The organism is Streptomyces sp. NPDC045287 (assembly GCF_056432325.1).
Genome location: NZ_JBWKJG010000024.1, coordinates 51,305 through 78,029, shown reverse-complemented (window position 1 = coordinate 78,029; position 26,725 = coordinate 51,305). Strand labels below are relative to the sequence as shown.

At 72.3% G+C, this 26,725-nt stretch carries 20 protein-coding genes; 1 reads left to right on the top strand and 19 read right to left on the bottom strand.

Translation table 11 applies throughout. The features are described from left to right. Positions 1-52: 52 nt before the first annotated feature. The 12 genes from AC07D6_RS29820 to AC07D6_RS29765 form a co-directional block, all read right to left on the bottom strand. Complete coding sequence (locus AC07D6_RS29820) at positions 53-700, bottom strand: hypothetical protein (protein WP_479049554.1); 648 nt, start codon at positions 698-700, stop codon at positions 53-55. A gap of 296 nt (positions 701-996) precedes the next feature. After that, complete coding sequence (locus AC07D6_RS29815; protein ID WP_479049552.1) at positions 997-1,605, bottom strand: hypothetical protein; 609 nt, start codon at positions 1,603-1,605, stop codon at positions 997-999. Between the two features lie 235 nt (positions 1,606-1,840). Further along, positions 1,841-2,524 carry a hypothetical protein gene (locus AC07D6_RS29810; protein ID WP_479049550.1) on the bottom strand — a complete coding sequence of 228 codons (684 nt, stop codon included), beginning with the start codon at positions 2,522-2,524 and terminating at the stop codon, positions 1,841-1,843. Positions 2,525-2,566: 42 nt separating this feature from the next. Further along, positions 2,567-3,193, bottom strand: coding sequence for a hypothetical protein (locus AC07D6_RS29805; protein ID WP_479049548.1), 627 nt, complete (start codon positions 3,191-3,193; stop codon positions 2,567-2,569). Positions 3,194-3,245: 52 nt separating this feature from the next. Further along, complete coding sequence (locus tag AC07D6_RS29800) at positions 3,246-5,579, bottom strand: hypothetical protein (RefSeq protein WP_479049546.1); 2,334 nt, start codon at positions 5,577-5,579, stop codon at positions 3,246-3,248. A gap of 12 nt (positions 5,580-5,591) precedes the next feature. Beyond that, on the bottom strand, positions 5,592-6,011 hold the full coding sequence (locus AC07D6_RS29795; RefSeq protein WP_479049544.1) for a hypothetical protein: 420 nt from the start codon (positions 6,009-6,011) through the stop codon (positions 5,592-5,594). 209 nt (positions 6,012-6,220) lie between these two features. Then, positions 6,221-8,542, bottom strand: coding sequence for a xanthine dehydrogenase family protein molybdopterin-binding subunit (locus AC07D6_RS29790; RefSeq protein ID WP_479049543.1), 2,322 nt, complete (start codon positions 8,540-8,542; stop codon positions 6,221-6,223). After that, positions 8,539-10,743 (bottom strand): 2Fe-2S iron-sulfur cluster-binding protein, encoded by a 2,205-nt coding sequence (locus tag AC07D6_RS29785; protein ID WP_479049541.1) that lies wholly within the window; start codon positions 10,741-10,743, stop codon positions 8,539-8,541. The genes AC07D6_RS29790 and AC07D6_RS29785 overlap by 4 nt, the downstream gene beginning before the upstream one ends. Then, entirely contained in the window at positions 10,740-11,633 is an 894-nt protein-coding gene (locus AC07D6_RS29780) for an FAD binding domain-containing protein (protein ID WP_315876299.1), read from the bottom strand. The genes AC07D6_RS29785 and AC07D6_RS29780 overlap by 4 nt, the downstream gene beginning before the upstream one ends. A gap of 247 nt (positions 11,634-11,880) precedes the next feature. Continuing rightward, positions 11,881-13,530 carry a beta-N-acetylhexosaminidase gene (locus tag AC07D6_RS29775; protein WP_479049538.1) on the bottom strand — a complete coding sequence of 550 codons (1,650 nt, stop codon included), beginning with the start codon at positions 13,528-13,530 and terminating at the stop codon, positions 11,881-11,883. Positions 13,531-14,051: 521 nt separating this feature from the next. Next, positions 14,052-14,339 carry a DUF3039 domain-containing protein gene (locus AC07D6_RS29770; protein WP_010470163.1) on the bottom strand — a complete coding sequence of 96 codons (288 nt, stop codon included), beginning with the start codon at positions 14,337-14,339 and terminating at the stop codon, positions 14,052-14,054. 30 nt (positions 14,340-14,369) lie between these two features. Further along, positions 14,370-14,930: a YqgE/AlgH family protein gene (locus AC07D6_RS29765; RefSeq protein ID WP_315876302.1), complete on the bottom strand. Its 561-nt coding sequence runs from the start codon at positions 14,928-14,930 to the stop codon at positions 14,370-14,372. A gap of 272 nt (positions 14,931-15,202) precedes the next feature. On the opposite strand from AC07D6_RS29765, the gene murA reads away from it, so the two are divergent. After that, the gene (murA, locus tag AC07D6_RS29760; RefSeq protein ID WP_479049535.1) at positions 15,203-16,543 is read left to right on the top strand and encodes a UDP-N-acetylglucosamine 1-carboxyvinyltransferase; all 1,341 of its coding nucleotides are present in this window, start codon (positions 15,203-15,205) and stop codon (positions 16,541-16,543) included. Positions 16,544-16,741: 198 nt separating this feature from the next. On the opposite strand, the gene AC07D6_RS29755 is transcribed toward murA, so the two are convergent. From AC07D6_RS29755 to AC07D6_RS29725, 7 genes are all read right to left on the bottom strand, one after another. Continuing rightward, positions 16,742-17,023 carry an HU family DNA-binding protein gene (locus tag AC07D6_RS29755; RefSeq protein WP_023588435.1) on the bottom strand — a complete coding sequence of 94 codons (282 nt, stop codon included), beginning with the start codon at positions 17,021-17,023 and terminating at the stop codon, positions 16,742-16,744. 338 nt (positions 17,024-17,361) lie between these two features. Next, positions 17,362-18,786, bottom strand: a complete 1,425-nt coding sequence (locus tag AC07D6_RS29750; RefSeq protein ID WP_315876306.1) for an NAD-dependent malic enzyme — start codon at positions 18,784-18,786, stop codon at positions 17,362-17,364. Between the two features lie 333 nt (positions 18,787-19,119). Next, positions 19,120-21,405, bottom strand: coding sequence for a HelD family protein (locus tag AC07D6_RS29745; protein WP_479049532.1), 2,286 nt, complete (start codon positions 21,403-21,405; stop codon positions 19,120-19,122). Positions 21,406-21,630: 225 nt separating this feature from the next. Then, a complete protein-coding gene (locus tag AC07D6_RS29740) occupies positions 21,631-22,218 on the bottom strand; it encodes a CGNR zinc finger domain-containing protein (RefSeq protein ID WP_479049530.1) in 588 nt (195 codons plus the stop codon). 363 nt (positions 22,219-22,581) lie between these two features. Further along, on the bottom strand, positions 22,582-23,733 hold the full coding sequence (locus tag AC07D6_RS29735; protein ID WP_479049529.1) for a uroporphyrinogen-III synthase: 1,152 nt from the start codon (positions 23,731-23,733) through the stop codon (positions 22,582-22,584). 75 nt (positions 23,734-23,808) lie between these two features. Continuing rightward, positions 23,809-25,152: a nitrate/nitrite transporter gene (locus AC07D6_RS29730; RefSeq protein ID WP_315876310.1), complete on the bottom strand. Its 1,344-nt coding sequence runs from the start codon at positions 25,150-25,152 to the stop codon at positions 23,809-23,811. Between the two features lie 481 nt (positions 25,153-25,633). Next, the gene (locus AC07D6_RS29725) at positions 25,634-26,599 is read right to left on the bottom strand and encodes a LysR family transcriptional regulator (protein WP_315876311.1); all 966 of its coding nucleotides are present in this window, start codon (positions 26,597-26,599) and stop codon (positions 25,634-25,636) included. Between the last annotated feature and the right edge of the window lie 126 nt (positions 26,600-26,725).

Genomic DNA, 26,725 nt, shown 5'->3' with positions numbered 1-26,725 from the left:
AAGGGCCCCGCAACTCATCGTTCACCCGGGAGAACGCGTCCCGCCTCCCGGATCAGCCCTCGACGGACCGCACCACGGGCTCGCCCCGGAGGGGCTTGTTCTCACATCCGAGGGCGTCGGTGACCCGGCGGGCCATGACGTAGAGCAGGGCGATCTGCTGCTTCTGCGCTTCGGCGTCCTTGCGACCGATGTTCAGAGTGTTCGCCAGCGTGGCCCGCAGCAGGGCGTTCTTCGAAACGGCTCCGAGATCGCCGGGCAGCCTGCACGCCACACGGAACCTGGCAATGATGTCCGTCGCTTCGGCCGGAACACCACTGACCGTGTAGTGCCTGTAGTCCTCCGGCGGAACGCCACCGTGGTCCGACGCGCCAGGTGAAGTCCAGGAGATCTCGATCGCCACGCGGTCCGATCCGTGCGGGGGCTCGGGAATGTAGTGACACAGCTCTTTCCCGACCGTGGATGCCCCCTGCTTCATCTGCCGAAGGTCCTTCTCGAGCCGCTGGACGAACTTCTCCGTCGTCGAAAACCATTGCTCCTCGAACCGCTCCGACCGGAGCGTCCTCTGCAGCAGCTTCTGGTCGCCGGAGCCCTCCTCGATGGTGCAGAGATGCCCCGCGACGGGAGCTGGCACGGAGTCGGCTTCACATGAGACCGCCAGCACGGCAAACGCGAGGAGCCCTACGAGACGCGTGCGACGCATACGGCGATCAGCCCCTCGGCGGGCGGAGGTGAGCCGCAGCCGCGTCGCGGCCAGCGGTGAAACCGCTTTTGGCATCGTTCTGCGCTGCTCGAAAGGCTGCCGACGCCTCGACGTGCTCACGTTCGCCTGCCACGCCGGCGACACGGGCAGGGCTTCCCTCACCCGCCACACGAGGAAGGCCCCGTCCGGAAGGGGCACAGACGTTCACAGATGGTCCGAAGAACCATCGCGTCCCGGCATGCATCCGTTGTTCGCACTGTTCTCCGTCCCCTTCGAAGGCACATGCATCCTGCTTGTCATGAGAGCGGCTCGGGAAGGGGGTCAGCCGGCAGACCGGCATCGTTCTCACACTGCAGGGACTTCGCCAACGCCCGCGTCGCGGCGGCCAAAAGTCTCAGGTTGGCCTGACGTGCTTCCTGCCCGGGGAGCGGGGGAGCGAGGTACCGGCTCAGCTCGCCGCGGATCACAGCGGGCCGGCTGGCACTGTCGACAAGCCGGGGACTCGTGCACTGGACATAAAGGAACGCGACCTTGGAGTCGGCATGTGCCTTGCGTCCCAACCCGTACGGGACGAGAGACGGATTCGACGTCTTGAGAGCCTTCTCCTGGACCAGGTCGAAGTTGATCTCGATGGCCGACGTGTCACTCCGCGGCCTGTAGACGCGACACAGGTCCGCCTTCAGCCACTCGTCGAAGAGGTGGGCGTCATGCAAGGACGCGATCGCCTCGGCTGTCCCCCGCACCCCCTCCGCCGCGCGGTGCTGCCGGAACTCCTTGCCGCCTGTTGATCGTTCCAACACGCGTGCCACCGAGCCGGAGAAAATCCCCTCACACACCTCGTCGGCACTCACCACCGTCTCCTCCTCATCGGGGTCAGTGTCGCCGCACGCCACCAGCCCCAGCATGAGCGCGAGTACGACAACCGCGCCCCACGATGAACTTCTGTCCCGCACCACACTCACCCCGCTAATTCCCGAGCTGCGGCGTGCTGCCCGTCGTCGACTCGCCGCCACGTCCCCACAGATGCCCTAGCTTCATGGATTGCTCAAGCGCCTGCCCGATCGCACTGTCCCGCTCCGCGGACACCGGTACACCCCCAAACCGTAGATCTCATCGTTCCCCCAGGCGTCACTGCCCTGCTCACCCCTTGCCAGGCTTCACCTCGGGTACGCCTTGGAGGGGTTTGTTCTGGCACCCAGGGGCACCAGTAGCCCGGCGGACCATGACGTAGAGGAAGGCGCCCTGCTGCTTCTGAGCTTCGGCCCCCCTGCGGCCAATGTTCAGGGTGCTCGCCAGCACGGCCCGTAGCAGGGCATACTCCGTGGGGCCTTCGAGATCGCCGGGCAGCCTACATGCCACGCGGGACTTGACAATGATGTCCGTCGCCTCGACCGGAACACCGTTGATGTTGTAATGCGCGTAGTGCTCCGATGGGATGCCACGACCCGATGCGTCAGGTGACGTCCAGGAGAGCTCGATCGTCAAGCGGTCCGGCCCGGGAGGGGGCTCGGGAATGTAGTGACGCAGGTGCCTCCCGACCGTGGAGGTTCCCGGTTTCATCTGCCGGATATCCTTCTCAAGCCGCTGGACGAGCTTCTCTGTCGTCGAGAACCATTGCTCCTGGAACTGCTCCGACCGGAGCGTTCGCTGCAACAGCTTCTCTTCACTGGCCCCCTTCGCAATGAGACAGGGGTGGGCTGCGGAGGGAGCCGACGCGGGCTCGGTCTCACAAGACGCCGTGAGCATCACGAGTGCGTCAAGCACCACAATCCGCACCATGGTTCCTGACGGAGGCGACACCAGTCGCATCACGTACTTGCTCATGCGCCAGCCGAAACCAGGCTGCGCCGAAGAACTTGGCGCGATTCAAGAAATGCGCCTGAGAACGGGCGCCTCCGGCATATCGGCATCGTTCTCACACTGCAGGAACCTCGCAAGCGCTCGCGTCGCGGCGGCCAGCAGTCGCAAATTGGCTTCACGGGTCTCTTCTGCAGGTGTCGGTGACCTGAAATCACGGGACAGTTGACCGCGCAGCAGAACCGGGTGTTCGCTGCTTCCTCCGAGTTTCGGGCTTACACACTCGCTGTAGAGGAGAGCCTTCTCAGTTCCGGCTAGCGCATGGCGCCCCAACTCGTACCTGACGAGATCCAATCCATCACTCGAAAATTCCTTCTCTTCACTCAGAGAAAAACCGATCTCAATGTCGGGAGTCGTACTATTCGGGCGATACACGAGGCACAAGTTCACTTTTTCAGATCTACCGGGCGCACCCCCCGGCGCGTACGCCAGCTTGATAGATTCAGCGGTCTCCGCAATGCCGGAACGCCACTCGAAGGGAAAGAACTCGTGCGTCGCAGTGGTCTTTTCCAACACCCGCGCCGCATCTCCCGAAAAAATTCCCTCACAGATCTCACTGGAGGTGACCAGTCGCTTCTCCGACTCATCGGAGCCAGAATCGACACAGGCGCCCAGCACCAAACCGAGAGAAACCACTGCACCCCCCCACCTGGAGCACTTCCGCAGATTCGCCACCCTCTTCACCTCGCTATTCACTGACCTGCGGTGTACTACCTTGACTCGCCTCACCGTTGATGCCCCAGAGATAACCAGTCTTCATGGCTCCCTCAAGGCCGGACCCAAAGGCGCCTTCAAACTCCATACCATGTCGCTCCAAAAACACCTCGTAAGCGACTTTTGCATTATCCTTTCCCGCAGCGTAGATAGAAGCTTTCTGTGTCTGTATGTCTTCGCTGCTATCTTTCTGCTTGGTCTCATAGTGCTCACCGATCGCCTGGTTGATCATCTGCCCCACAAGGCCCGTACCGGCTTCCTGAGAAACGGGGATGAGCGTCGCGGCCATTCCTACAGCGGCCACAGGCGGCAGGAAGGCCGCACCTGCCGCCACGACGACGCCAGTACCGAACTGGACCCATGCCGCTCGTTTCTGCAGCGCCTTGTTGTACTCCGCGTCGGCGTGGCGCCCCTCAGCCTCCACTTGACTGGCGCGGGCATTGTCGATGCGGCCGTGAACCTCGCTCCCCGTCCGTACGATGTCCTCCGCATAGGCCTGGTTGAGCCTGCCGCCCGAACCGACCTGAGCTTCGAGCATGCTGACGGTGTAAACCTTCTCCGCGTTGGAGATGTCCGCGTAGGCGTCCGGATACTTCCCCACCGCGCTGAGGAAGTCGGTCACTCCTTGAGCACCGAACTCGGCGCGCCCCTCCGCAGGGACGGAACTACCGACCTGGTCAGGCGAGAAGACGCTGGACGGCCTGTTGTCGTTCAACGCCCAGTTGATGTCGTCCACGTAGCCCGCGCCCATGCGCCCCAGGCTGTCCGCCAGGCCTTCCTGGTGCTTGAGGAGGCCTGGGTCCGTGCCGTAACGCATGACGACCTCCTCCATGATCTGAGCCGCTCTCGCGTCCCTGACCAGTTCGGGTGTGGCGTCGTCATACGCGTGTCCCAGGGTCGCGGACTCCAGAGCGTGCCCGAATGCGTCGGCCACGTACGGACGAGAGGCCTTCGCCTCATCCGGATGGTGGCCGACGATGTCCGGGAACGACGTGTAGTCCTTCGTGGCGAAGTAGTCGAGATAGCTGGTGATCTGGTTGCCCTTCCCGTCCAAGGGCGTGCCACCGACGAGTGTGCCGTCCTTGGCATACGCCTCGGGGGGCTCGGTGAAGAACTCCTTCGCCGCCTCCGGGCTGTGGCCGAGCGCCTCCAGCATGCTGATGACCGGGTCGTAGCCGGCGCCGTTCCGGCCCGATGGATTGAACGGATGCTTGTCGGGTCCCGTGATTCCCTTGCTGTCCGAGAACATGTACGGGTCCTTGGCGTGCAACTGGACCACGTGCTGTGCGATCGGATTGAGGAACTTCGGGTCGTAGTTGCCGTACCGCATGATGCCGCCGAGCAGTTGGTAGCCGTACGGGCCGTTGTAGTCGTACTTGCTCAGGGGGATGCGCTCCGTTCCGAGCCTGCGCATCTCCTCGGACCACTTCTGCGTCCAGGGGTCGTCGGCGGTGGCCGGTCTCGTCGCGGTCGCCAGGTTCAGGCCGAGGTTCTGCTGGAGCTGCTGCACGTCCTTGAGGCGCTGCGGGTCCTGCTTCGCGTAGTCGTACGTGTCGGTGGAGAGCTGTCCGAAGAACTCCAGGGCCCGCTTGGGGCCGAGCTCTCCGTAGAAGGCACGGGCGAACTCCTTGGACGCATGGTTGTCCCTGAGCAGTTCGTTCAGCTGTACCAGTTGCTCGTGGCTCAGTTCACGTCCCTTCGCCGCGAGAGTGAGCGCACGGTGCGCTTCCTCGGCGTCGAGACTCCGGTACTTGAGGGTGCTGAAGTTGTGCTTGTCCGCCGTGACGTTGGCCTTCAGCGCGTTCGATGTCGCAGTGTCGGCGTCGTCGCAGGTCTCCACCACTCTGTCGAGGCGCTTCTGCAGCGCCGCGACCTTGGCTCGCTGCTCGCCGAGCAGCAGTTCGTAGTCAGGGTCGTGTCGTGCGCCCTGGTCCTCCTCCAGCGGATGCGAGGCGACGACCTTGCCGTGCGAGGTCACCACCAGCCCCTGAGCCGGAGCGTCCACTTCGACGATCCTCCGGAGTTCCGCCTGCGCGTTTTTGAACGCGTTGTAGCCGTCACGAAGGACCATCTCGATGCCCTTCGCGGCTTGGGCGGCGTCGTCGAACTCCTTGCCGGTCTTGGTGATGAACGCCTTGGTGACCTGGGCATTGATCCCGCGCCAGTACTCGTCCTTCGCCTTGACGACCATGGTGGAGTGGGCCGAATCGGCGAGCCTTTCCAACCGTTTCGCCATCTCCGTCCAGTCGTCGACGGACGCTTTCAGTGTGCCCAGCGGGGCGTGGTACACGTCGTTGAACGTGAGCAAAACAGACTCCCGCTACTGGAAGTACTCGCTGATCTTGGACACGGAAAGTGATGCCTTGACCTCTTCGTCGTCCTTGGCGTGAGTCGCGGCGCTGTAGTCGAGGTGGTTCGAGATGTGGGCGCAGGCGTCGATCAGTGTTCGCAGTTGGGAGTCCCACGTGTCGTGCACCGTCCGCAGGGCGGCTCCGGTTTGGAAGTTGTTGGTAGTCATCATGGTCGCCGCTTCGGACGTACTGGCCTTCGCGCGGTTGCCGTCCGTCTGGAGGCGGCGGTGCAGGTCGTACGCGGCGCCGCCGATCTCACCCAGCTTGTCCTGCCTGACCCTCAGGTCGGCGCCGCTTCCCCCGGGACCCGCCGGAGCCCCGTTCACACGCATACCGATCCGCGCCCGCGCATCCGCGTGTGCAGCGGCCCACTCTTCCTCGAACGACATCCGCCCCCCTTGATCAGCCGGAGTCCTCCACCCTAGGTGGCCCCGGAGGCGCGGCCCTCGGGGTTTCCCGCCCGTCGGCGTGGTGTCGCGGCGGGGATGACCGGAACCGCTCGGTCACCGGCCGGATCCGTGTGGCTACCCACTGCGTCCGTGCGCGGACCGGGGCCGGCGCGTGGTCGCCCGGGCGGGGCCGGGCGCACACCGGGCGGTCACGCCGTGGTGGGGGCGACCGCGGACTGGGGGCGGATGGGGAGGCGGTTGACCGGGCGGCCCGTCGCGGCGCGGACCGCCGAGGCGATCGCCGCCGGGGACGTGACCACCGGGACCGCGCTCGCCGCCTTCGCGCCGAACGGGGCCACCACGTCCCGCTCCTCGACCAGTTTGACGATGCGGATGTCCGGCGTGTCCAGCGCCGTCGGCAGGGCGTAGCCCGTCAGGTCCGGGTGGCGGACCAGGCCGCGCGGGGTGCGGAGGTTCTCCGTGAGCGCCGCGCCCAGGCCCTGGGTGACGCCGGCCTCGATGCGGGTGGCCAACTGGGCCGGGTTCAGGACGCGGCCCACGTCCTGCGCGACGGCCAGTTCGACGACCCGCACGGAGCCCAGTTCCACGTCCACGTCCACGACCGCGCGGATCGCGCAGAACGCCAGGCCCACGAACGCGTCGCCCTGCCCCGCCTCGTCCAGCGGCTCCGTCGGGTGGGGGCGGCACTGCGCCGTCGCCCACAGCTCCTTGCCGTCCAGCGCCTCCGCCACCGTGGTGGACAGGACCCCGTCGTACGACGTGATCTTGCCGTCCGTGATCTGGAGCAGTTCCGTCGACATGCCGAACTTGTGCGCCAGCGGCTGGAGCAGTTGCGTGCGCACCATCTTCGCCGCGCGTTCCACCGCCCCGCCCGACACCCAGGTGTGGCGGCCGTGCGCCGCCGGGCCCGCCGACGGCTGGTCCGTGTCCACGGGCGCCACCTGCACGTCCTCCACGCCCAGGACCTCCTGGACGATCTGGCGGGCCAGCGTCGAGAAGCCCTGGCCGGTCTCCACGGCGGCGCACAGCACCGTCGCCACGCCGCCTTGGACCCTCACCGTCGCCGTCGACACCTCGTCCGTGCCCTCGGCACCCAGCATGTGCACCATGCCCAGCGCGTAGCCGACGCCCCGCCGCACCGCGCTCGGCTCCCCCGCGCCCTCCGGTCCGCCCGGCAGCAGCCAGTCCTCCTCCGCGGCGTCCACCGGCAGCGGCGGCAGCGGGTACTCCCGTACGGCCTCCAGCAGTTCGGCGACCGGCGCCGGGCACGTCACTGTCTGGCCCGTCGGCAGCAGGTCGCCGGTGGCGAGGACGTTGCGCATGCGCAGCTCGGCCGGGTCCAGGCCCAGCTTCGCCGCCAGCTTGTCCATCTGGCCCTCGTACGCCGCGCACACCTGCATCGCGCCCTCGCCGCGCACGTGCCCGGAGGGCGGATTGTTCGTACGGACGACCCAGCCCTCGACGAAGGCGTGCGGGACGACGTACGGGCCGCAGGCGAAGGAGACGGCCGCCGCGAGGGAGTCGGAGGAGGCGTCCGCGTACGCGCCGCCGTCGAGGAGGATCTGCGCCTCCACCTTCACCAGGCGGCCCTCCGCGTCCGCGTGGTGGCGGTAGCGCAGGAGCGTCGGATGGCGGTGGGCGTGCCCGAGGAACGACTCCTCGCGGGTCGCGGCGAGCTTCACCGGCGCGCCCGTGCGCAGGGCCAGCAGGCCGAGCGGGATCTGGAAGCCGGGGTCCTCCCGGTCGCCCGTCGCGCCGGGCACGCCCGTCACGACGATCTTCACCTGTTCCGGCGGCAGGCCGAAGCAGGCGGCGGCCAGGTCGCGGTCGGTGTGCGGGTCGGTGGACGCCGTGTAGATCTCGACGCCGCCGTCCGGGCGGGGCACCGCGAGGCCGGCCTCCGCGCCGATGGGCGCCGGGTCCTGGCGGCCGATGCGGTACAGGCCCTCGACGATCACCTCGCCGGTGACGCCCGGATCGCCGAAGCGGAGCGGGATGTGGCGGATCAGGTTGCCGTCCGGGTGCAGCGGCGGGGCGGAGAACGCCTGCTCCGGGTCGGTGACCGGCTCCAGCAGCTCGTAGTCGACGATGATGGCCGCCGCCGCGAGCCGGGCCGTGTCGGGGTGGTCCGCGGCCACGGCCGCGATGGCCTCGCCGTGGTGGCGGACCACATCGGCGGCGAAGACGGGACGGTCGGCGACGGTCCGGCCGTACGAGGTGTCCCCCGGCACGTCCGCGTGGGTCACCACGGCCCGTACGCCCGGCATCGCGGCCGCCGCGGACGTGTCGACGGAACGGATGCGGGCGTGCGCGTGCGGGGAGCGGAGGATCGCCGCCCACAGGAGGCCCTCGGCCCACAGGTCGGCGGCGTACGGGAACGTCCCCTCCGCCTTGGCGCGGGCGTCGGCCGACGGCAGCGACGCGCCGAGCCCGCGGACGGGCTGCTCCTGCTCCTGCTCCTGCGGGGGGGCGTCGACCGCCGGGATGGCGGTGGCCGCGTCGTTGCTCACGCCGTGCCTCCGTCGTGCGGGTGGGGGACCTGGTGCGGGATGCGGACCTCGGAGTTCTGCCCGTCGGCCGCGCCGCCGCCGGCCGCTCCCCGCTTTCCTGCGGTGCGTTCCGCGACGACCTCCCGTACGGCTCTGAGGGCGCCTTGGTAGCCGGTGCAGCGGCACAAGTTGCCGGACAGGGCCTGGCGGGCCTCCACGTCGCTGGGCGCGTGGTTGCCCTCCAGCAGGTCGTGCACGGTCATCGCCATGCCGGGGATGCAGAAGCCGCACTGGACGGCTCCGCAGCGGGTGAGGGCGCGCTGTACGTCGGACGGCTCGCCGTTGACGGCCAGGCCCTCGACGGTGCGGACCTCGCTGCCCGCGGCGGTCGCGGCGGGCACCAGGCAGGAGGCGACGAGGCGCCCGTCGACCTGGACGTTGCACGCGCCGCACTCGCCCTGCGAGCAGCCGTCCTTCGCGCCGGCCAGGCCGAGGCGCTCGCGCAGCACGTACAGCAGGGACTCGCCGATCCACGCGTCGGTGACGGGGCGGTCGGCGCCGTTGACGCGCAGGACGTACGAGATGTGCGGGTGCTCGTCGCTCCCCGTCCCCTCGGCGGCGGGCGGGGCCGCCGCGGCCGTGTCGTCGGCGGCCTGGTGGGTGGCTGCGTGGTCGGCTGCTTGGTCGGCTGCTTGGTGGTCGGTGGCCTGGTGGGTGGCCGTGTGGTCAGCGGCCTGGTCGGCGGCTGCCCGGTGGGGGGCCGTGTCGTGGGCGGCCTGGTGGGCGGCCGTGTGGCCGACTGCTTGGTGGGGGGTCGGGTGGTCGGCGGCCTGGTGAGTGGCCTGGCCGGCAGCCGTGGGGGCGGTGGCCTGGTGGTCGGCTGCCTGCTCGGCCGCTGTCTGGCCGGGGACCGCCTGGTCCGCCGCCGTCCGGCCGGGTTCCGTTCCGGCGGTGTCGGCGGGCACCACCGCGACGGCGGGCGGGGTGTGACCGTCCGGGGCCGGGGGGGCGTCCGGCGCGGAGGCCGACGCGGTGGCGGAGGTGCCGGTGGCGGAGGTGCCGGTGACGGAGGTGCCGGTGGCGGAGGTGGCGGGGGTGCCGGCGGGTACGTCGTCCGCCGCGGTGCCGTTCGCGAGGCCGTCCTCGGTGTCGTCGCCGGCTTCACCGGCCGGGGCGGGGGCCGCCTCGGCGGGGACGTCGGCCCGCCGGCCGTCGTTCCGGGCTTCCGGCACGGCGGAGGGCTCGTACGGCGCCTGGGCCTCGGGGCCGGCCTGCGGCTGCGGCTGCGGCTGCGGGGCGACCGCCCAGGGCGCCGGGGCGCCGCCCGGCAGCGTCGCGGGGGCGCTGCCGTCCGCCCAGGCGGGCACGCCGGCGGTGTGCCCCGGCGCGGGTGCGGTGGTCCCGGGGGCCGGTGCGTGGGCCGGTGCCGACACGGCCGCCTCGTGTACGGGCGCGGGCGCGTGGCCTGACGCGGGCGCGTGGCCCGGCCCGTGGGCGGGCACGCCGGGCGCGGGCGTCTCGTGGACCGGCGTGCCGTGAACCGGGGTACCGTGCGCGGGCGTCTCGTGGACGGGGGTCCCGTGTGCAGGCGTCCCGTGCGCGGGTACCTCGTGGACCGGCGTGCCGTGAACCGGGGTGCCGTGTGCAGGCGTCCCCTGGACCGGTGATTCGTGAACCGGAGTGCCGTGCGCGGGCATCTCGTGAACCGGCGACCCGTGCACAGGCGTCCCATGCGCAGGCGTCCCATGCGCAGGCGTCCCATGCACGGGCATCTCGTGAACCGGCGACCCGTGGACCGGCGACCCGTGCGTGGGCGTCCGCTCCGGTGCGTACCCCTGCTCCGGTCCGCCGCCGTACTCCGGCGCGTACCCCGGCGCGGTGCCGAACTGCCGGGCGTCCACCCGGTATTCACCCGACTCCTCGGGCAGGTCCCCCTGCGCGACCGGAATCGTCCACTGGCCCGTCAGGTCGGTGGGGCCCGGGGCGGGCGGGTGTTCGGCGTCCGGCGCGGGCGGGAAGTTCCACTGGGCGGTGGCGTGCGGGTCCGCGATGTGCGGCGGCACGTAGCCGTGGCCCGGCGCCTCCAGCGGGATGCCGTCCAGACCCATGTCGGGCGGGAGGTGGACGAACGCCGTGGCGTCGCCGTCGTACTCCCCCTGCGGCGTCGGCTGCCAACCGCCGCTGCGCGCCCGCTCCTCGTTGCCGTTCTCGTCGGTGGTCACGACAGCGCCCTCCCCAGTGCTCGTCGGGCCAGCACGGACACCGTGCGGCGCAGTTGCAGTACGGCGGGCGGCAGCGGGGGCGGCGCCTCGCCCTCGGCGGCCGGCGGCTGGTCCGGGACGCAGGCCGCCGCGACGTACTCGCCGAACGCCGCGAGGGCCTCCGGCGCCAGCCCCCGCTCGCCGTCCCAGTCGACGAGCGAGGCGATCCAGTGCTCGGCCTCCAGCGGGCGCAGCGGCATCGGCGCGATCGCCCCGACCGCGCACCGCACCGCGCGCCGCGCCGGGTCCAGTACGACGGCGACGGAGACGAGGGCGCGGCCCGGTCCGGTCCGGCCGGTGGCCTTGAGGAACACCTGCGGGGCGTGCAGCAGCGGCACCCGGACGAAGGCGACCAACTCGCCCGGTTCGAGCATCGCGCGGCCGGCGAGCAGGTGCGAGACGGGGACCTCGCGGCTGCCGGCCGGACCGGCGACGACGAGGTCGGCCTCCAGGGCGGCCAGGACGGGCAGGGAGTCGCCGGTCGGCGCGGCGGTGACGATGTTGCCGCCGAGGGTGCCCGCGTTGCGGATCTGCGGCGGTCCCGCGGCGCGGGCGGCCGCGGCCAGGGCGGGGATGAGGGCGGCGAAGTCGGGGCGGCCCATGCGGGCGTGGGTGAGCCCGGCGCCGAGGAGGGCGTGGCCGTCCTGGTACTGCCAGCCGCGCAGTTCGTTGATGCGGCCGAGGCTGACGAGGCCGGCGGGGCGCAACTGGCCCTTGTTGACGGCGGCCATCAGGTCCGTACCGCCGGCGACGGGCACGGCGGCGGGCATGGCGGTGAGTGCCGCCACGGCCTCGTCGAGCGAGGCCGGCAACGTGACGGAGTGCGCCGTCCTCGGTGCGTGCGTGGTCAACCCAGCTGCCCCTTCCCGGTGTCCCGGCTGTCCCGGCTGTCCCGCCTGTGTTGCCGTACCGTACGTGCTCACAGCCCGGACGTGGAAACTGTGGCACATCTTCGGGGACGGCCGGCGCGAGGGTCCGCGAAGGACGGATCCGCCCGCGACCTCCCGTGACCTCCCAGGAGTGGGCGGATGGTCCGCTTTGCGAACCTTTGCCGGTACGGACGCGTCGACGCGCGCCGGGCCGCCCGGCGCGGTGGCGTCACACGTTCGGGGGCGGGCCCTCCAGCGGGCGTCCGACGATCCCGGGGCGCCGCTGCCACGGCAAGGGGCCCGTGGGCGGCCGGTAGTCGACCCCGAGTGCGTCAAGGCGCCGGTAGTGCGCGCCCATTCGCCGCGTGAAGTCGTCGAAGTCGCGCGCCGCGGGCGCGGGGAGGGTGGTGGACCAGGCGACTTCGGCGAAGGCTGCGAGGCGCGGGAAGGTCTGGTAGTCGACGCGGGAGCGGCTGTCGAGGGTCTCGGTCCAGACGTTGGCCTGGGCGCCGATGACGTGCGCGGCCGCCTCCGCGGAGAGGCCGGGCGGCACGGGCTCGAAGCGGTACACGTCCTCCAGGGTGCGGACGTACCCGAGGGGCACGGGCTCGTCGGGGCCGGCGTCCTGGCGGTGGTCCAGGTACACGTGCTGCTCGGGGCACATGACGACGTCGTGGCCGGCCTCCGCGGCGGTGACCCCGCCGGCGTACCCGCGCCAGGAGGAGACGGCCGCGCCGGGGGCGAGGCCGCCCTCCAGGATCTCGTCCCAGCCGATGAGGCGGCGGCCGCGGTCGGCGAGCCAGCGGTCGAAGTGCCGTACGAACCACGCCTGGAGGCCGTCCTCGTCGCCGACTCCCAGCTCCCGGATGCGGGCCTGGGCGGTGGCGGACGCGCGCCACTGGCCCTTGGGGCACTCGTCGCCGCCGATGTGGACGAACGGCGAGGTGGCGGCCGGGAACAGGTCGAGGACCTCGTCGAGGACGCCTTCGTAGAAGCGGAGGACGGCCTCGGTGGGGGCGAGGACGTTCGGGTTGACGCCCCAGGTGTCCCAGACGCCGAGGGCCGCCGTGTCGACGACGTCGGTGTTGCCGAGCTCCGGGTACGCGGCGATGGCGGCCTGCGAGTGACCGGGGATGTCGATCTCGGGGACGATCCGGATGTGCCGCTCGGCGGCGTACGCGACGATCTCGCGGACGTCGTCCCGCGTGTAGTGGCCGCCGTGCGGGGTGTCGTCCCACAGCGGGGAGGCGCGGTGGCCGCGTTTGGTGCGGGGCCGCCAGGCGCCGACCTCGGTGAGGCGCGGGTAGCGGCGGATCTCCAGGCGCCAGCCCTGGTCGTCGGTGAGGTGCAGGTGGAGGACGTTCAGCTTGTGCGCGGCGAGCAGGTCGAGCTGGCGCAGCACGTCGTCCTTGGGCAGGAAGTGCCGCGCCACGTCCAGGAGCAGCCCGCGCCAGGCGAACCGGGGGCGGTCCTCGATCCGCTGGGCGGCGAGGGCGAGGGGGGCGCCGGGGCGGACGGGGGCGCGGCGGTACGCGTCGGGGCCGAGGAGCTGACGGAGGGTCTGGGCGCCCCAGAAGACCCCGGCCGGGTCGCCGCCCGCGATGTCGACGGTCCCGTCGGCGACGGTGAGCCGGTACGCCTCCGGGCCGAGCGCGCCGTCGAGACGGAGGCGTACGGCGGTACCGCGCGCGGGCGGCGCGTCGGCGGGCGGCGCCGGGCGGAGGGGCAGGGCGAAGGCGGACCCGAGCGCGGTGCGCAGCCAACGCTCGGTGGTCTCCGTGCCGGGCGCGGCGGAGAGGACCGTACGGGTGTCGAGGACGGCACCGGAGCGGCCGGGGACCGGGGCGTGGGACGCGGGCGCCGGAACGAGGTCCCTCACGTCAGCACCCCCGGTCGTTGCGCCCTGTGCAACGGGCGTTTCGCATATGGCAACCGATAGGAGACTAGGGGCTCTCCGGCACCCCGGACAAGGGCCGCGCCTCGGCCACGGGCCACCTCCCGGCAACGGGAGCAGAGCGCGCGGGTACGGAAGCGCGTCCCGGCCGTGGAAGCGGGGCATGCGGGCACGGAAGCGCGTCCCGGCCACGAACCACCCCCCGGCCTCGGCAGCAGAGCGCGCGCGGGTACGGAAGCGCGTCCCGGCCGTGGAAGCGGGGCATGCGGGTGCGGAAGCGGGTCCCGACCACGGACCACCCCCGGCAACGGAAGCGAAGCGCGCCGGTACGGAAGCGGGCCACGGGAACGAGGCGCGGCCACGGGTGTGGGGCGGGGGCACGGCGAAGGCCCCCGGCGCGGCGGGCGCGTCCGCGCGGCCCGCGTGCGCACGGCACGACGGGCGCGCGGCGCGCTCGGCAGCCGCGCCGGGGGCCTTCCGGCGGTGGGTCCCCGAGCCCCGGGGCCCTACTTCTTGTCCTTGCCGCCCTTGTCCTTGTCGCCGCCCGCACCCATGGAGTCGTAGATCTCCTTGCACATCGGGCAGACCGGGTACTTCTTGGGGTCGCGGCCAGGGACCCAGACCTTGCCGCACAGGGCGACGACGGGAGTGCCGTCGAGGGCACTCGCCATGATCTTGTCCTTCTGGACGTAGTGGGCGTAGCGCTCGTGGTCGCCGTCGCCGTGCGACACCTGCGGCGTCGGCTCTACGAGGGTCCCCGTACCTGCCCCGCGCTCGGGCTCGAGAGTGCTCATAACTGCCAAGGGTACTCACCCGGCGCGGCTTCAGTTCAGGCTCGGGTCGTCCGGGTACGTCGCGATCATGGCGAGTTCGCTGCGCTGCCGCCTCAGGACGGCCCGCCACAGCTTCTCGGGGCGCGGGGACGACACGTCGCCGGGCTCGGACTCGACGACGAACCAGGCGCCCTCGCCCAGCTCGTCCTCCAGTTGGCCGGGGCCCCAGCCCGCGTACCCGGCGAAGATCCGCAGTGAGCCGAGGGCGGGGCCGAGCAGCTCGGGCGGGGCCTCCAGGTCGACGAGGCCGATCGCGCCGTGCACCCGGCGCCAGCCGAGGGGGCCCTCGTCGCCGGGGATCACGGCGAGGCCGAGCGCGGCGTCGAGGGAGACGGGTCCGCCCTGGAAGACCACGCCGGGCTCGCCGGCGAGCGGTGCCCAGGGCTCCAGGATGTCGCCCACGTCGACCGGGGTGGGCCGGTTGAGGACCACGCCGAGGGACCCCTCGTCGTCGTGGTCGAGCAGCAGCACCACCGCGCGGTCGAAGTTCGGGTCGGCCAGCGCGGGGGTGGCGACGAGCAGCCGGCCTGCGAGCGAGGGCACCTCCGTCATGGACACATGATCCCGCATCTTCGGTCCGCGCGGAGGATGTGCGGACCGGTCCGGCCGATCCCCCGGCGCGCGGCGCGTCCCGTACGCTCCGAGTACACCCGTGCGCGCCCCGGGGCGGAAACGGACGGTGACCCTCCGCAAGGAGGGCGGTACGGAGGGTGTTGTACCGAATTCATGACAGTCCCGCCGCTCGGCCGCCTTACGGGGCAGGGGCGGACGCCCTTTACGCTTTCCCCTGGCCCCTGCCCGACCACATCCGGAACGCGAGATACATGACCGGCACAGACGATGTACTGCTTGTCCACGGCGGCACCCCGCTGGAGGGCGAGATCCGCGTCCGCGGCGCGAAGAACCTCGTGCCCAAGGCGATGGTCGCCGCACTGCTCGGCAGTGAGCCCAGCCGGCTGCGCAACGTGCCGGACATCCGTGACGTGCGGGTGGTCCGCGGACTGCTCCAGCTGCACGGCGTGACCGTCCGTCCCGGCGACGAGCCGGGCGAGCTGGTCATGGACCCGACGCACGTCGAGTCCGCGAACGTCGCCGACATCGACGCCCACGCGGGTTCCTCGCGCATCCCGATCCTGTTCTGCGGCCCGCTGCTGCACCGGCTCGGGCACGCGTTCATCCCCGGCCTGGGCGGCTGCGACATCGGCGGACGGCCGATCGACTTCCACTTCGAGGTGCTGCGGCAGTTCGGCGCGAAGATCGAGAAGCGCGCCGACGGCCAGTACCTGGAGGCGCCGCGGCGGCTGCGCGGCACGAAGATCCGGCTGCCGTACCCGTCGGTGGGCGCGACCGAGCAGGTGCTGCTGACGGCCGTGCTGGCGGAGGGTGTGACGGAACTCTCCAACGCGGCCGTCGAGCCCGAGATCGAGGACCTCATCTGCGTCCTGCAGAAGATGGGCGCCATCATCGCGATGGACACCGACCGGACGATCCGGATCACCGGTGTCGACAAGCTGGGCGGCTACGCCCACCGCGCGCTCCCGGACCGCCTGGAGGCGGCGTCCTGGGCGTCGGCGGCGCTGGCGACCGAGGGCAACATCTACGTGCGCGGCGCGCAGCAGCGCTCGATGATGACCTTCCTCAACACGTACCGGAAGGTGGGTGGCGCCTTCGAGATCGACGACGAGGGCATCCGCTTCTGGCACCCGGGCGGTTCGCTGAACGCGATAGCCCTGGAGACGGATGTGCACCCGGGCTTCCAGACGGACTGGCAGCAGCCGCTGGTGGTCGCCCTGACGCAGGCCTCGGGCCTGTCGATCGTCCACGAGACGGTGTACGAGTCGCGGCTCGGCTTCACGTCGGCGCTGAACCAGATGGGCGCGCACATCCAGCTGTACCGCGAGTGCCTGGGCGGCTCCGACTGCCGCTTCGGCCAGCGGAACTTCCTGCACTCCGCGGTCGTGTCGGGCCCGACGCGGCTCCAGGGCGCCGACCTGGTCATCCCGGACCTGCGCGGCGGCTTCTCGTACCTGATCGCCGCCCTGGCCGCGCAGGGCACCTCGCGCGTCCACGGCATCGACCTGATCAACCGCGGCTACGAGAACTTCATGCAGAAGCTGGTGGAGCTGGGCGCGAAGGTGGAACTGCCGAACGCCAGGACCATCTGACCGCCACGCCTCCGGGCGTGACGGGTTCCTGACGGCCCGTCACCTTGCGTTCGTAACGACGACGGCCCCCCGTGGTGAACGGGGGGCCGTCGCCGTACGCGGACCGCGCGGAGGCCCTGGAGCGGGCCGTACGCGGGCGGAGAGGAGGGCGGTCACCCGCGAACGGGGTGACCGCCCTCCTCACGCGTCTGTGGGGGCTTACTTGCCCTTGGCGGCTTCCTTGAGCTTCGAGCCCGCGGAGACCTTCACGCTGTAACCGGCCGGGATGTTGATCGGCTCGCCGGTCTGCGGGTTACGAGCGGTGCGAGCGGCACGGTGGGTGCGCTCGAAGGTCAGGAAGCCGGGGATGGTGACCTTCTCGTCGCCCTTGGCGACGACCTCACCGATGGTCTCGGCGAGCGCGGCCAGCACGGCGTCGGCGTCCTTGCGGGTCACCTCGGCGCGGTCGGCCAGGGCGGCCACCAGCTCACTGCGGTTCATGTTGTTACTCCCGTGTTCTTCTTGCCTGTGAGGCGTGAGATCGAAGCCGATGCTGCCAGGGCCCTAGGACAGTGCTCGGACCCGGGTCTGCTGTCAGACCCTCGCGCCCGAATACGCATCCTGCCCCCACCAGCGGCGGGAAAGCCAATCCGGCACCCTCCGGAGTCACACGAAAAGCGCCACAGCCCCGTCCTGGTGACGTCCGGTCGACTGCGCACCGGCCGCGCGGAGACGTCCCGGAGTCGGACCGCAACCCTACGGGCGGACGCGGAGGCGCACGGTCCGCGACGCGCCGGGCGCCGCGTGACCGTGCGTGGTGTCACACCCCGCGGGGGGCGTCAGAGCGGCTTCGCGTCCGTCGAGGCGGCCTTCGCTGCGTTGCGTACGGCACCGGCCACGGCGCCTGCGACCTTGTCGTTGAAGACCGACGGGATGATGTAGTTCGGGTTCAGTTCCTCGTCGGTGACGACGTCCGCCAGGGCGGTCGCCGCCGCGAGCATCATGTCGGTGTTGACCGTACGCGACTGGGCGTCCAGCAGACCGCGGAACACGCCGGGGAACACCAGGACGTTGTTGATCTGGTTCGGGAAGTCCGACCGGCCGGTGGCCACGACGGCGGCGGTCTGGCGGGCGACGGCCGGGTCGACCTCGGGGTCGGGGTTCGCGAGCGCGAACACGATGGCGTCGTCGGCCATGGCCGCCACGTCGTCGCCGTCCAGCACGTTCGGGGCGGAGACGCCGATGAAGACGTCGGCGCCGCGCACGGCCTCCTTCAGCGTGCCGGTGACGCCCTCGGGGTTGGTGTTGTCGGCGATCCAGCGCAGCGGGGACTCCGGCGCGGCGTCCACCAGGTCCTCGCGGCCGGCGTGGACGACGCCGTGGATGTCGGCGACGACCGCGTGCTTGACCCCGGCCGCGATGAGCAGCTTCAGGATGGCCGTACCGGCGGCGCCGGCGCCGGACATGACGACGCGGACGTCCCCGACGGCCTTGCCGACGACGCGCAGGGCGTTGGTGAGGGCGGCGAGGACGACGATCGCGGTGCCGTGCTGGTCGTCGTGGAAGACCGGGATGTCGAGGGCCTCCCGCAGCCGCGCCTCGATCTCGAAGCAGCGGGGCGCGGAGATGTCCTCCAGGTTGATGCCGGCGAAGCCGGGCGCGATGGCCTTGACGATCTCGACGATGGCGTCGGAGTCCTGCGTGTCGAGGCAGATCGGCCAGGCGTCGATCCCGGCGAACCGCTTGAACAGCGCCGCCTTGCCCTCCATGACCGGCAGCGCGGCCTTCGGGCCGATGTTGCCGAGGCCGAGCACGGCGGAGCCGTCCGTGACGACGGCGACGGAGTTGCGCTTGATGGTGAGGCGGCGGGCGTCCTCGGGGTTCTCGGCGATGGCCATGCACACGCGGGCGACACCCGGCGTGTAGATCATGGACAGGTCGTCGCGGTTGCGGATGGGGTGCTTCGACGCCATCTCGATCTTGCCGCCGAGGTGCATCAGGAACGTACGGTCCGAGACCTTGCCGAGGACGACGCCCTCGATCCCGCGCAGCTTGCCGACGATCTCGTCGGCGTGCGCGGTCGAGGTGGCCGCGATGGTCACGTCGATCCGCAGCTTCTCGTGGCCGGACGCGGTCACGTCGAGGCCGGTGACGGAGCCGCCGGAGGACTCCACGGCCGTGGTGAGCTGGGAGACCGCCGTTCCGCTCGCGGGCACCTCCAGCCGGACCGTCATCGAGTACGAGACGCTGGGCGCCGTTGCCATGGCGAGTTCCTCTGCTTTCCCTAGCTTCAGCTTCGTTGCCGTCCCCGCGCGGCACGGCCGTGCGGGGCCTTCCGATGGTCGCACCTACCTGCGGGTAGCAGGTAATACGGTCGTTTTGTTTTCGGAAACTGTTTTCCACCATACGAGAGATGGGCGCCAAAAAGGAAGCGGGTCCGCGTCATCACCTCGGATGACGCGGACCCGCTTCCCACGTTCAGGACACCGGCCCGCCATGCTCGCCTCGCGGCAAGTGGTCGCTCGCGGCGACTAAGGTTGGGCCCGGGGGCTTGGATCGAGCCGGTGCCACCACCAGGCTAACAAACCCTCCGGGGTTCAGTCGCGCAGCAGATCCGGGACCCCCGCCGCGTCCGGTTCGTCGCGCCGCCCGGCGACGACCGTCAGCTGCTGCGTGGCACGGGTCAGCGCCACGTACAGCACCCGCAGGCCCGCCGGGGACTCGTCGGCGATCTCGGCCGGCGAGACGACCACGGTCGCGTCGTACTCCAGGCCCTTCGCCTCCAGGCTGCCCAGCGCCACGACCCGGTCGCCCAGGTCCGCCAGCCACCCCGCCGCCTGCTCCCGCCGGTTCATGGCGACCACGACGCCCACGGTGCCGTCCACGCGGTCCAGGAGGCGGCGCGCCTCGTCCCGTACGACCTCCGCCGGGTCCCGGTCCCCCACGGCCGTGAAACGGGGCTCCAGGCCCGTGGAGCGCACCGCGCGCGGCGACTGGGCGCCGGGCATGGCCAGGGCCAGGACCTTCGCGGCGAGCTCGGCGATCTCGGCGGGGTTGCGGTAGTTCACCGTGAGGGTGAAGCGGCGGCGCGGGCGGGTGCCCAGCGCCTCGTCGCGCGCCTCCGCGGCCTCGTCCGGGGCCGACCAGGACGACTGCGCCGGGTCCCCGACCACCGTCCACGTGGCGTGCCGGCCGCGGCGGCCGACCATGCGCCACTGCATGGGCGTGAGGTCCTGCGCCTCGTCGACGATGACGTGCGCGTACTCGGTGCGCTCCTGCGCCAGCCGCTCGGCCCGCTCGCGCTGCGACTCCTCCCGTACGGGCATCAGCTCCTCCAGGCCGGTGAGCTGGTCCAGCGGGTCCAGCTCGCGCTTGCGGCGCGGCCGGGCGGGGGCGCCGAGCAGGGTCTGGAGCTCGTCCAGGAGGGCCACGTCGTGCACGGAGTACGTGTCGCGGCGCAGCGAGCGGGCCAGGCGGCGCACCTCGCCGGGGTTGAGGACGCGGCGCGACCAGCGGCCCAGGCGTCTCTCGTCGGCCATCGCGGCCAGCACCCCGCGCGGGGTCAGCTCGGGCCACCAGGCGTCCAGGAACGCGGTGAAGGAGTCCTCCGAGGTGACGTCCTCGTCGAAGGAGGAGCGCAGCTCGGCGGCGAGCTCCGGGTCGGTCTGGCGGGCGGCGGCGCCCGTCTTCGCGTACAGGGCGTCGAGGACCAGGCGGCGGGCGCGCGGGCGGAGCAGGTTGACGGGCGCGGTCCCGCCGAGGGCCGCGTGGCGGATGCGCCGCAGCTCCTCGGCCTCCAGCTCGACGCGCCGGCCGAAGGCGACGACGCGCAGCCGGTCGGGGGCCTCGCCCAGCTCCAGGGCGCCGCGGGCGGCCTTGCGCAGCACCTTCAACATCCGGGAGGAGCCCTTGACGCGGGCGACGGCGGGCTCGTCGTACGCGGTGGCCTCGACGCCGTCGACGAGGCTGCCGACGGCGCGGATGGCGACCTGGCCCTCCTCGCCGAGCGACGGCAGGACGCCCTCGGTGTAGGCGACGAGCAGCGGCGTCGGCGAGACGATGAGGATGCCCCCGGCGTACCGGCGGCGGTCCTGGTACAGCAGGTACGCGGCGCGGTGCAGGGCGACGGCGGTCTTGCCGGTGCCGGGTCCGCCCTCGACGTACGTGACGGACGCGGCGGGCGCGCGGATGACGAGGTCCTGCTCGGCCTGGATGGACGACACGATGTCGCGCATCGTGTGGCTGCGGGCCCGGCCCAGCGCGGCCATCAGGGCGCCGTCGCCGATGACGGGCAGCTCGGCGCCGTCGAGCGTCGCGGTCAGCTCGGGGCGCATCAGGTCGTCCTCGACGCCGAGGACGCGGCGGCCCTTGGAGCGGATGACGCGGCGGCGGACGACGCGGCCCGGGTCGACGGGCGTGGCCCGGTAGAACGGCGCGGCGGCGGGAGCGCGCCAGTCGATGACGAGCGGGCTGTAGTCGGCGTCGAGGACGCCGAGGCGGCCGATGTGGAGGGTCTCGGCGATCTCGGCGGTGTTGTCGGGCCGCACGGCGTCGTCGGCGGGCTCGACGGAGGTGTACGCGCCGTCGGGGCCCTTCTTGCCGTCCTTGCCCCGCAGGAGGTCGACGCGGCCGAAGAGGAAGTCCTCGAACTCGCTGTTCAGGCGGTTGAGGTGCACACCGGCGCGGAACACCTGCGCGTCCCGCTCGGCGAGCGCGCCGGGCGTCCCGACCTGGCCGCGCTGGGCGGCATCGTGCATGAGGAACTCCGCCTCGTGGATCTTCTCCTCCAAGCGGCGGTACACCTGGTCCAGGTGGTCCTGCTCCACCGCGACCTCACGGTCCCGGATCGTGTCGATCACACGATCGGCTTCCTGCGCGGCCACCGTGGCCTCCTTCTGACGTGCACTGGGCAGCCGTCGAGGGTACGCCACGTTCCCGCTCCCTGTCAGTCGGGCCGTCCGACGGCCCCGTGCGCGGCGCCCCGCGCGCCCCGTGGCGGCGGCCGGGGCGCCGCCGGGAGGCCCCGGGGTCGCGGTCGCGCGGCGGCTTCCGCCGTCCTGGGCGGGACCGGAGGGCCGGCCCCGGTGACCCACTCGTGAGGGGGACCCTCAGCGCGGCGCGGGGCCCTTTCCGGGGACCTCCCGGGCACGTCCCGTACGGGCGCGGTGGCGGGCGACGCGTTCGCGGTTGCCGCACGCCTCGCTGGAGCACCAGCGGCGGCGCGCGCCGCGGGAGGCGTCGAGGTAGACGCGGCGGCAGTGGTCGCCCTCGCACTCGCGCAGCCGCTCCCGCGCGCCGGGATCGGTGAGCAGGTCGACGGCGTCGCGGGCGAGGGCGGCCAGCAGGGCGCCGCAGCCGGGCGGGGCGTCGAGGGCCCGTACGAGCCGCCCGTCGGCACCGGGCACCGCCCGCGGGGCGGGGGGCGCGGCGGCGGCCGCGAGGGCGTTGAGCCGCTCCAGGGCGGCGGGCGCGGCGGGGACGCGGCCGGCGAGCTCGGCGCGGACGAGGACGTCGAGGTGGCCGCGCAGCTCGGCGAAACGTTCCACCCATGTGTCGTCCACGGCGGGCAGCGGCGTCCCCTCCGGCACGAGCCCGCATCCGGCGAGCCACCGCGCGAGCCCCTCGGGACCGGGGGCCGGCTCGTCCAGCAGCTCCAGGCACCGCCGCCCGGCGTCGAACCTCCGCCCGCCCGCCACGCCCGGTCACCCCCCTGGGGCCGCCCTTCGCCCCTCCGCCCCCCAGCGTGCCCCGAGGCCCCCCTCCCCGGAACCCCGGCGGCAGGAGATGCCGGACGGTACGCGCCGCGTGCGCCGCGGGGGCGGGTGCGGCTGGCGGCGTCGCGGGACTCATCGGTGGTACGCGCCGCGTGCGCCGCGGGGGCGGGCGGCGTACGCGGCGGAGCGCCGCCCTCACCCGGCGGACGCCGGTGGACGCGGCGCACCCCGGTGGGGCGCGGTACGCCCCGCGGTGGGCGCGGTACGTCCCAGTGGTCGCGACGCATCCCAGTGGACGCGGTACGCCCCGGTGGGCGCGGTACGCCCCGGTGGGCGCGGCGCGTCCTACGCGTCGCCCTCCAGGCCCGAGTCGGCGGTGGGGTCCAGGGCCAGGCGGTAGCCGCGCTTGACGACCGTCTGGATCAACTTCGGGGCGCCCAGGGCCGCGCGGAGGCGTGCCATGGCGGTCTCCACGGCGTGCTCGTCGCGGCCCGCGCCGGGCAGGGCCCGCAGGAGCTCGGCGCGGGAGACGACCCAGCCGGGGCGGTGCGCCAGGGCCTGGAGCAGGGACATGCCGGCCGGCGGTACGGGCCGCAGCTCCCCGTCGACCAGGACCGCGTGCCCGCGGATCTCGATGCGGCGGCCCGCGACCGGCAGGGTCCGGGCCCTGGCCGGCAGCTCCTGGCAGAGGAGCTGGACCAGCGGGCCGAGCCGGAAGCGGGCCGGCTGGACGGTGTCCACGGCGTGGCTCTGCAGCGGTACGGCGGTGACCGGGCCGACGCAGGCGGGAAGGACGTCGTGGCGCAGGGCGTCCAGCAGTTCGGCGAGGAGCCCGCGGCGTTCGGCGCGGGCCAGGAGGGACGCGGCGGCGGGGGCGCTGGTGAACGTCACCGCGTCGAGGGTGCGGGCGACGGCCGCGTCGAGGAGCCGGTCCAGCGGGCCCAGGTCCTCCGGCGGCATCCACCGGTAGACGGGGACGACGACGACCTCCGCGCCCGCGTCCCGCAGCGCCTCCACGAATCCGGGCAACGGCTCGCCGTGGAGCTGGAGGGCGACGCGGCGGCCGGAGACGCCCTGTTCGAGGAGGCGGTCGAGGACCTCGGCCATCGAGTCCATGGCGGGCGACCACTCCTCGGTCAGCCCGGCCGCCCGCACGGCGCCCTTCACCTTGGGGCCCCGGGCGAGGACCTGCGCCCGCCGCAGGCAGGCGAGCAGCTCCTCCCCGTACCCCCAGCCGTCGGCGGCCTCCAGCCAGCCGCGGAAGCCGATCGCCGTCGTGGCGACGACGACGTCCGGGGCGTCGCCCACGAGTCGCTTGGTGGCTTCGAGGAGTTCCGCGTCGTCGGCGAGCTGCACGATCCGCAGCGCCGGGGCGTGCAGGACCGCCGCGCCCCGGCGCTGAAGCAGCGCGCTCAACTCGTCCGCGCGGCGGGCCGCGGTGACGCCGACCGTGAAGCCCGCGAGGGGGCCGTTCTCCTGCTCCTGGTGCTCCTGCATGACGTCCGAGCCTGGCAAGGGTGCGTGACAGGATCGGTTCGCCCACGTTTCCCCGCCGTTACGGACCATGCGTGATCACACCTCGGAGTAGCTGAGCTGCCGCTGTGCCGGTGCTTCCGCGGTGGTCGCGGCCGACTTGCGAAGGTATACCGCCCACGTCACGGTGATGCACGCCGCGTAGAAGACGAGGAAGGCGACGAAGGCGGACGTACCGGATCCCGCGGTCTGGAAGGACTGGCGGAAGGCGAGGTTGATGCCGAGGCCGCCGACCGCGCCGACCGCGCCGATCAGGCCCATGGCGGCGCCGGAGAGGCGGCGGCCGTACGCGTCGGCCTCCTCGCCGCCGAGGCCGGAGGCGTACGCCTTCGCCTTGAAGATCGCCGGGATCATCTTGAACGTGGAGCCGTTGCCCAGGCCGCTGAGGACGAACAGGGCGGTGAACCCGACGAGGAAGACCGCCAGCGACTCGACGAGCGCGGCGTAGATGACGACGCCGGTCGCGACGGCCATCGCGGCGAAGGCGCCGAGCGTGATGCGGGCGCCGCCGTACCGGTCGGCGAGGGAGCCGCCGACCGGGCGGATCAGCGAGCCGAGGAGCGGGCCGAGGAAGGTGAGCGACGCGGCCTGGAGCGGGGTCCGCCCGAACTGGGTCTGCAGGACGAGCCCGAAGGCGAAGCTGTACCCGATGAACGACCCGAAGGTGCCGATGTACAGGAACGCCATGATCCACGTGTGGGTGTCGCGCACGGCCTCCTTGACGGCGCCGGTGTCGTTCTTCACGGGCGCGAGGTTGTCCATGAACAGGGCGGAGCACACGGCGGCGACGACGATCAGCGGGATGTAGACGCCGAGGACGATCCGGGGGTGGGCGGCGCCGGCCGTGCCGATGACGGCGAGGCCCACCAGTTGGACGACGGGCACGCCGATGTTGCCGCCGCCCGCGTTGAGGCCGAGCGCCCAGCCCTTGCGGTGGAGGGGGAAGAAGGCGTTGATGTTCGTCATCGACGAGGCGAAGTTGCCGCCGCCGACGCCGGTGAGCGCGGCGACGAGCACGAACGTCGTGTACGACGTGCCGGGCTCCATCACCGCGAAGGCGGCGCCGGTCGGCAGCAGGAGCATCAGGGCGCTGAAGACGGTCCAGTTGCGGCCGCCGAAGCGGGCCACGGCGAAGGTGTACGGCACGCGGATGATGGCGCCGACGAGCGTGGCGACCGCGATCAGGAAGAACTTCCCGGCCGGGTCGATGCCGTACTCGGGGCCCATGAACAGCACCATCACGGACCACAGCGTCCAGATGGAGAAACCGATGTGCTCGGAGATCACGGAGAAGAGGAGGTTGCGGTTGGCCACGCGCTCGCCCTTCTCCTTCCAGAAGGTCTCGTCCTCGGGATCCCATTCCTGGATCCAACGTCCGCCCATCGCGCACCTCCGCCGTGTCGCTCCCTGAACCCGTCGGTACCGACGCTAGGAAGGTCGCGTTTCAGTCCGGTCATCTGAGGTGACCGGTCTGAAACCTTGCTCTCACCCGGCGGCCGGACGCGGTGTGAGCGCCCCGGCGCGGGAGCGGGTCGCGCAGGCGCAGCGGGCGGGGACGCCCCCACCGGCCGGACGCCGGTCAGGCACGGTCGGAGGCCGGCCGGACGCCGGCCGGACACCAGTCAGGTGCGGCCGGATACCGGTCGGACGCGGTCATACGTGGGTCGGACGCCGGTCAGGCGCGACCAGGGACCGGCCGGGCGCGGCCAGACGCCGGCCGGGCGCAGCCGGACGCCGACCGGACGCGGTCATACGTGGGCCGGGCGCCGGTCAGGTGCGGTCAGGGACCGGCCGGGCGCGGCCAGGAACCCGTCGGGTACGGCAGGGCACGGCCAGGGGTCAGCCGGGCACCGGTCAGGTGCGGTCAGGCACCGCGCATCAGGGCGGCGTCGAGCTCCGGCAGCCACGCCCCGTCCGGTACGGCCAGCCAGCCCTCCTCCGCGGCGAGCCGGGCGGCGGCGGTGCGCAGCGCGTCGAGCCCCGGGTGCTTCAATCCCTTGCGCCACACCAGCGCCACGGGCGACAGGGGTACGGGGCCGGTGAGCGGGCGCAGCACCGTCTCGGGCATGGGCGGGAAGTCGACGACGGCGAGGACCGGGGTGCGGCCCTTGGCCATGACGCGGCGGAACTCCTCGACGCCGACCGCCAGCGGCGCGGGCGGGGCGACGCGGATGCCGTGCTCGGCGAAGAGGAGCGCGGCGAGGTCGGTCCACTCGCGGGTGCGGGGGTTGCCCGCCCCGGCGTACAGGGCCTGCCCGGCGAGCGCGGACAGCTCGACCTCGTCGCGGTCGGCGAGCGGGTGGTCTTCGGGCAGGATCACGGCCATCGGCTCGTACCGCACGGGCTGCCAGGCAAGCCGGGCGCGGACCGCCGGGTCGAGGCCGGCGACCCGGCCGAAGGACACGTCGAGGCGGCCGGCGAGGATCTCTGCGGCGGCGCCGGTCAGGCCGCTCTCGAAGCGGGCCATCAGCTCGCAGTCGGGCGCCAGCGCGCGGGCCCGGTCGAGGACGCGTCCGCTGCTCATGTCGGGCGAGTTGAGGTCGACGAGGAGGGGGCGGGGCCCGGCGCCGGAGAAGGCGGTGGCCAGGTCGTCGTACGCGGCGAGGACCGTCTGCGCGTACGGGCGGAGCCGCTCGCCGTCCGCGGTGAGGGCGACCTGCCGGGTCGTGCGGACGAACAGCTCGGTGCCGAGCCGCCGCTCCAGGCGCCGGATGTCGCGGCTGAGGGCCTGCTGGGCGACGTACAGGCGGGCGGCGGCGCGGGTGAAGTGCAGTTCGTCGGCGACGGCGGCGAAGGCGCGCAGGAGCCGGGGTTCGATGTCGGGGACCACGACCGGAACTTACAACACAAGTGCGTCAATGCGTGCCGAACAGGTGTTGGACCGGCGGTGGGCGGGGCAGTGAGGGTGGGGCCATGCCCCCGCATCCGACGAAGCCGGCGACCGAGCCGGCCGCTA

Bases quoted from the DNA above. Each gene is read 5' to 3' on its own strand.
- AC07D6_RS29820 (WP_479049554.1), bottom strand. From the start codon at position 700: ATGCGTCGCACGCGTCTCGTAGGGCTCCTCGCGTTTGCCGTGCTGGCG.
- AC07D6_RS29815 (WP_479049552.1), bottom strand. From the start codon at position 1,605: ATGCTGGGGCTGGTGGCGTGCGGCGACACTGACCCCGATGAGGAGGAG.
- AC07D6_RS29810 (WP_479049550.1), bottom strand. From the start codon at position 2,524: ATGAGCAAGTACGTGATGCGACTGGTGTCGCCTCCGTCAGGAACCATG.
- AC07D6_RS29795 (WP_479049544.1), bottom strand. From the start codon at position 6,011: ATGTCGTTCGAGGAAGAGTGGGCCGCTGCACACGCGGATGCGCGGGCG.
- AC07D6_RS29770 (WP_010470163.1), bottom strand. From the start codon at position 14,339: ATGAGCACTCTCGAGCCCGAGCGCGGGGCAGGTACGGGGACCCTCGTA.
- AC07D6_RS29765 (WP_315876302.1), bottom strand. From the start codon at position 14,930: ATGACGGAGGTGCCCTCGCTCGCAGGCCGGCTGCTCGTCGCCACCCCC.
- murA (WP_479049535.1), top strand. From the start codon at position 15,203: ATGACCGGCACAGACGATGTACTGCTTGTCCACGGCGGCACCCCGCTG.
- AC07D6_RS29755 (WP_023588435.1), bottom strand. From the start codon at position 17,023: ATGAACCGCAGTGAGCTGGTGGCCGCCCTGGCCGACCGCGCCGAGGTG.
- AC07D6_RS29750 (WP_315876306.1), bottom strand. From the start codon at position 18,786: ATGGCAACGGCGCCCAGCGTCTCGTACTCGATGACGGTCCGGCTGGAG.
- AC07D6_RS29735 (WP_479049529.1), bottom strand. From the start codon at position 23,733: ATGCAGGAGCACCAGGAGCAGGAGAACGGCCCCCTCGCGGGCTTCACG.
- AC07D6_RS29730 (WP_315876310.1), bottom strand. From the start codon at position 25,152: ATGGGCGGACGTTGGATCCAGGAATGGGATCCCGAGGACGAGACCTTC.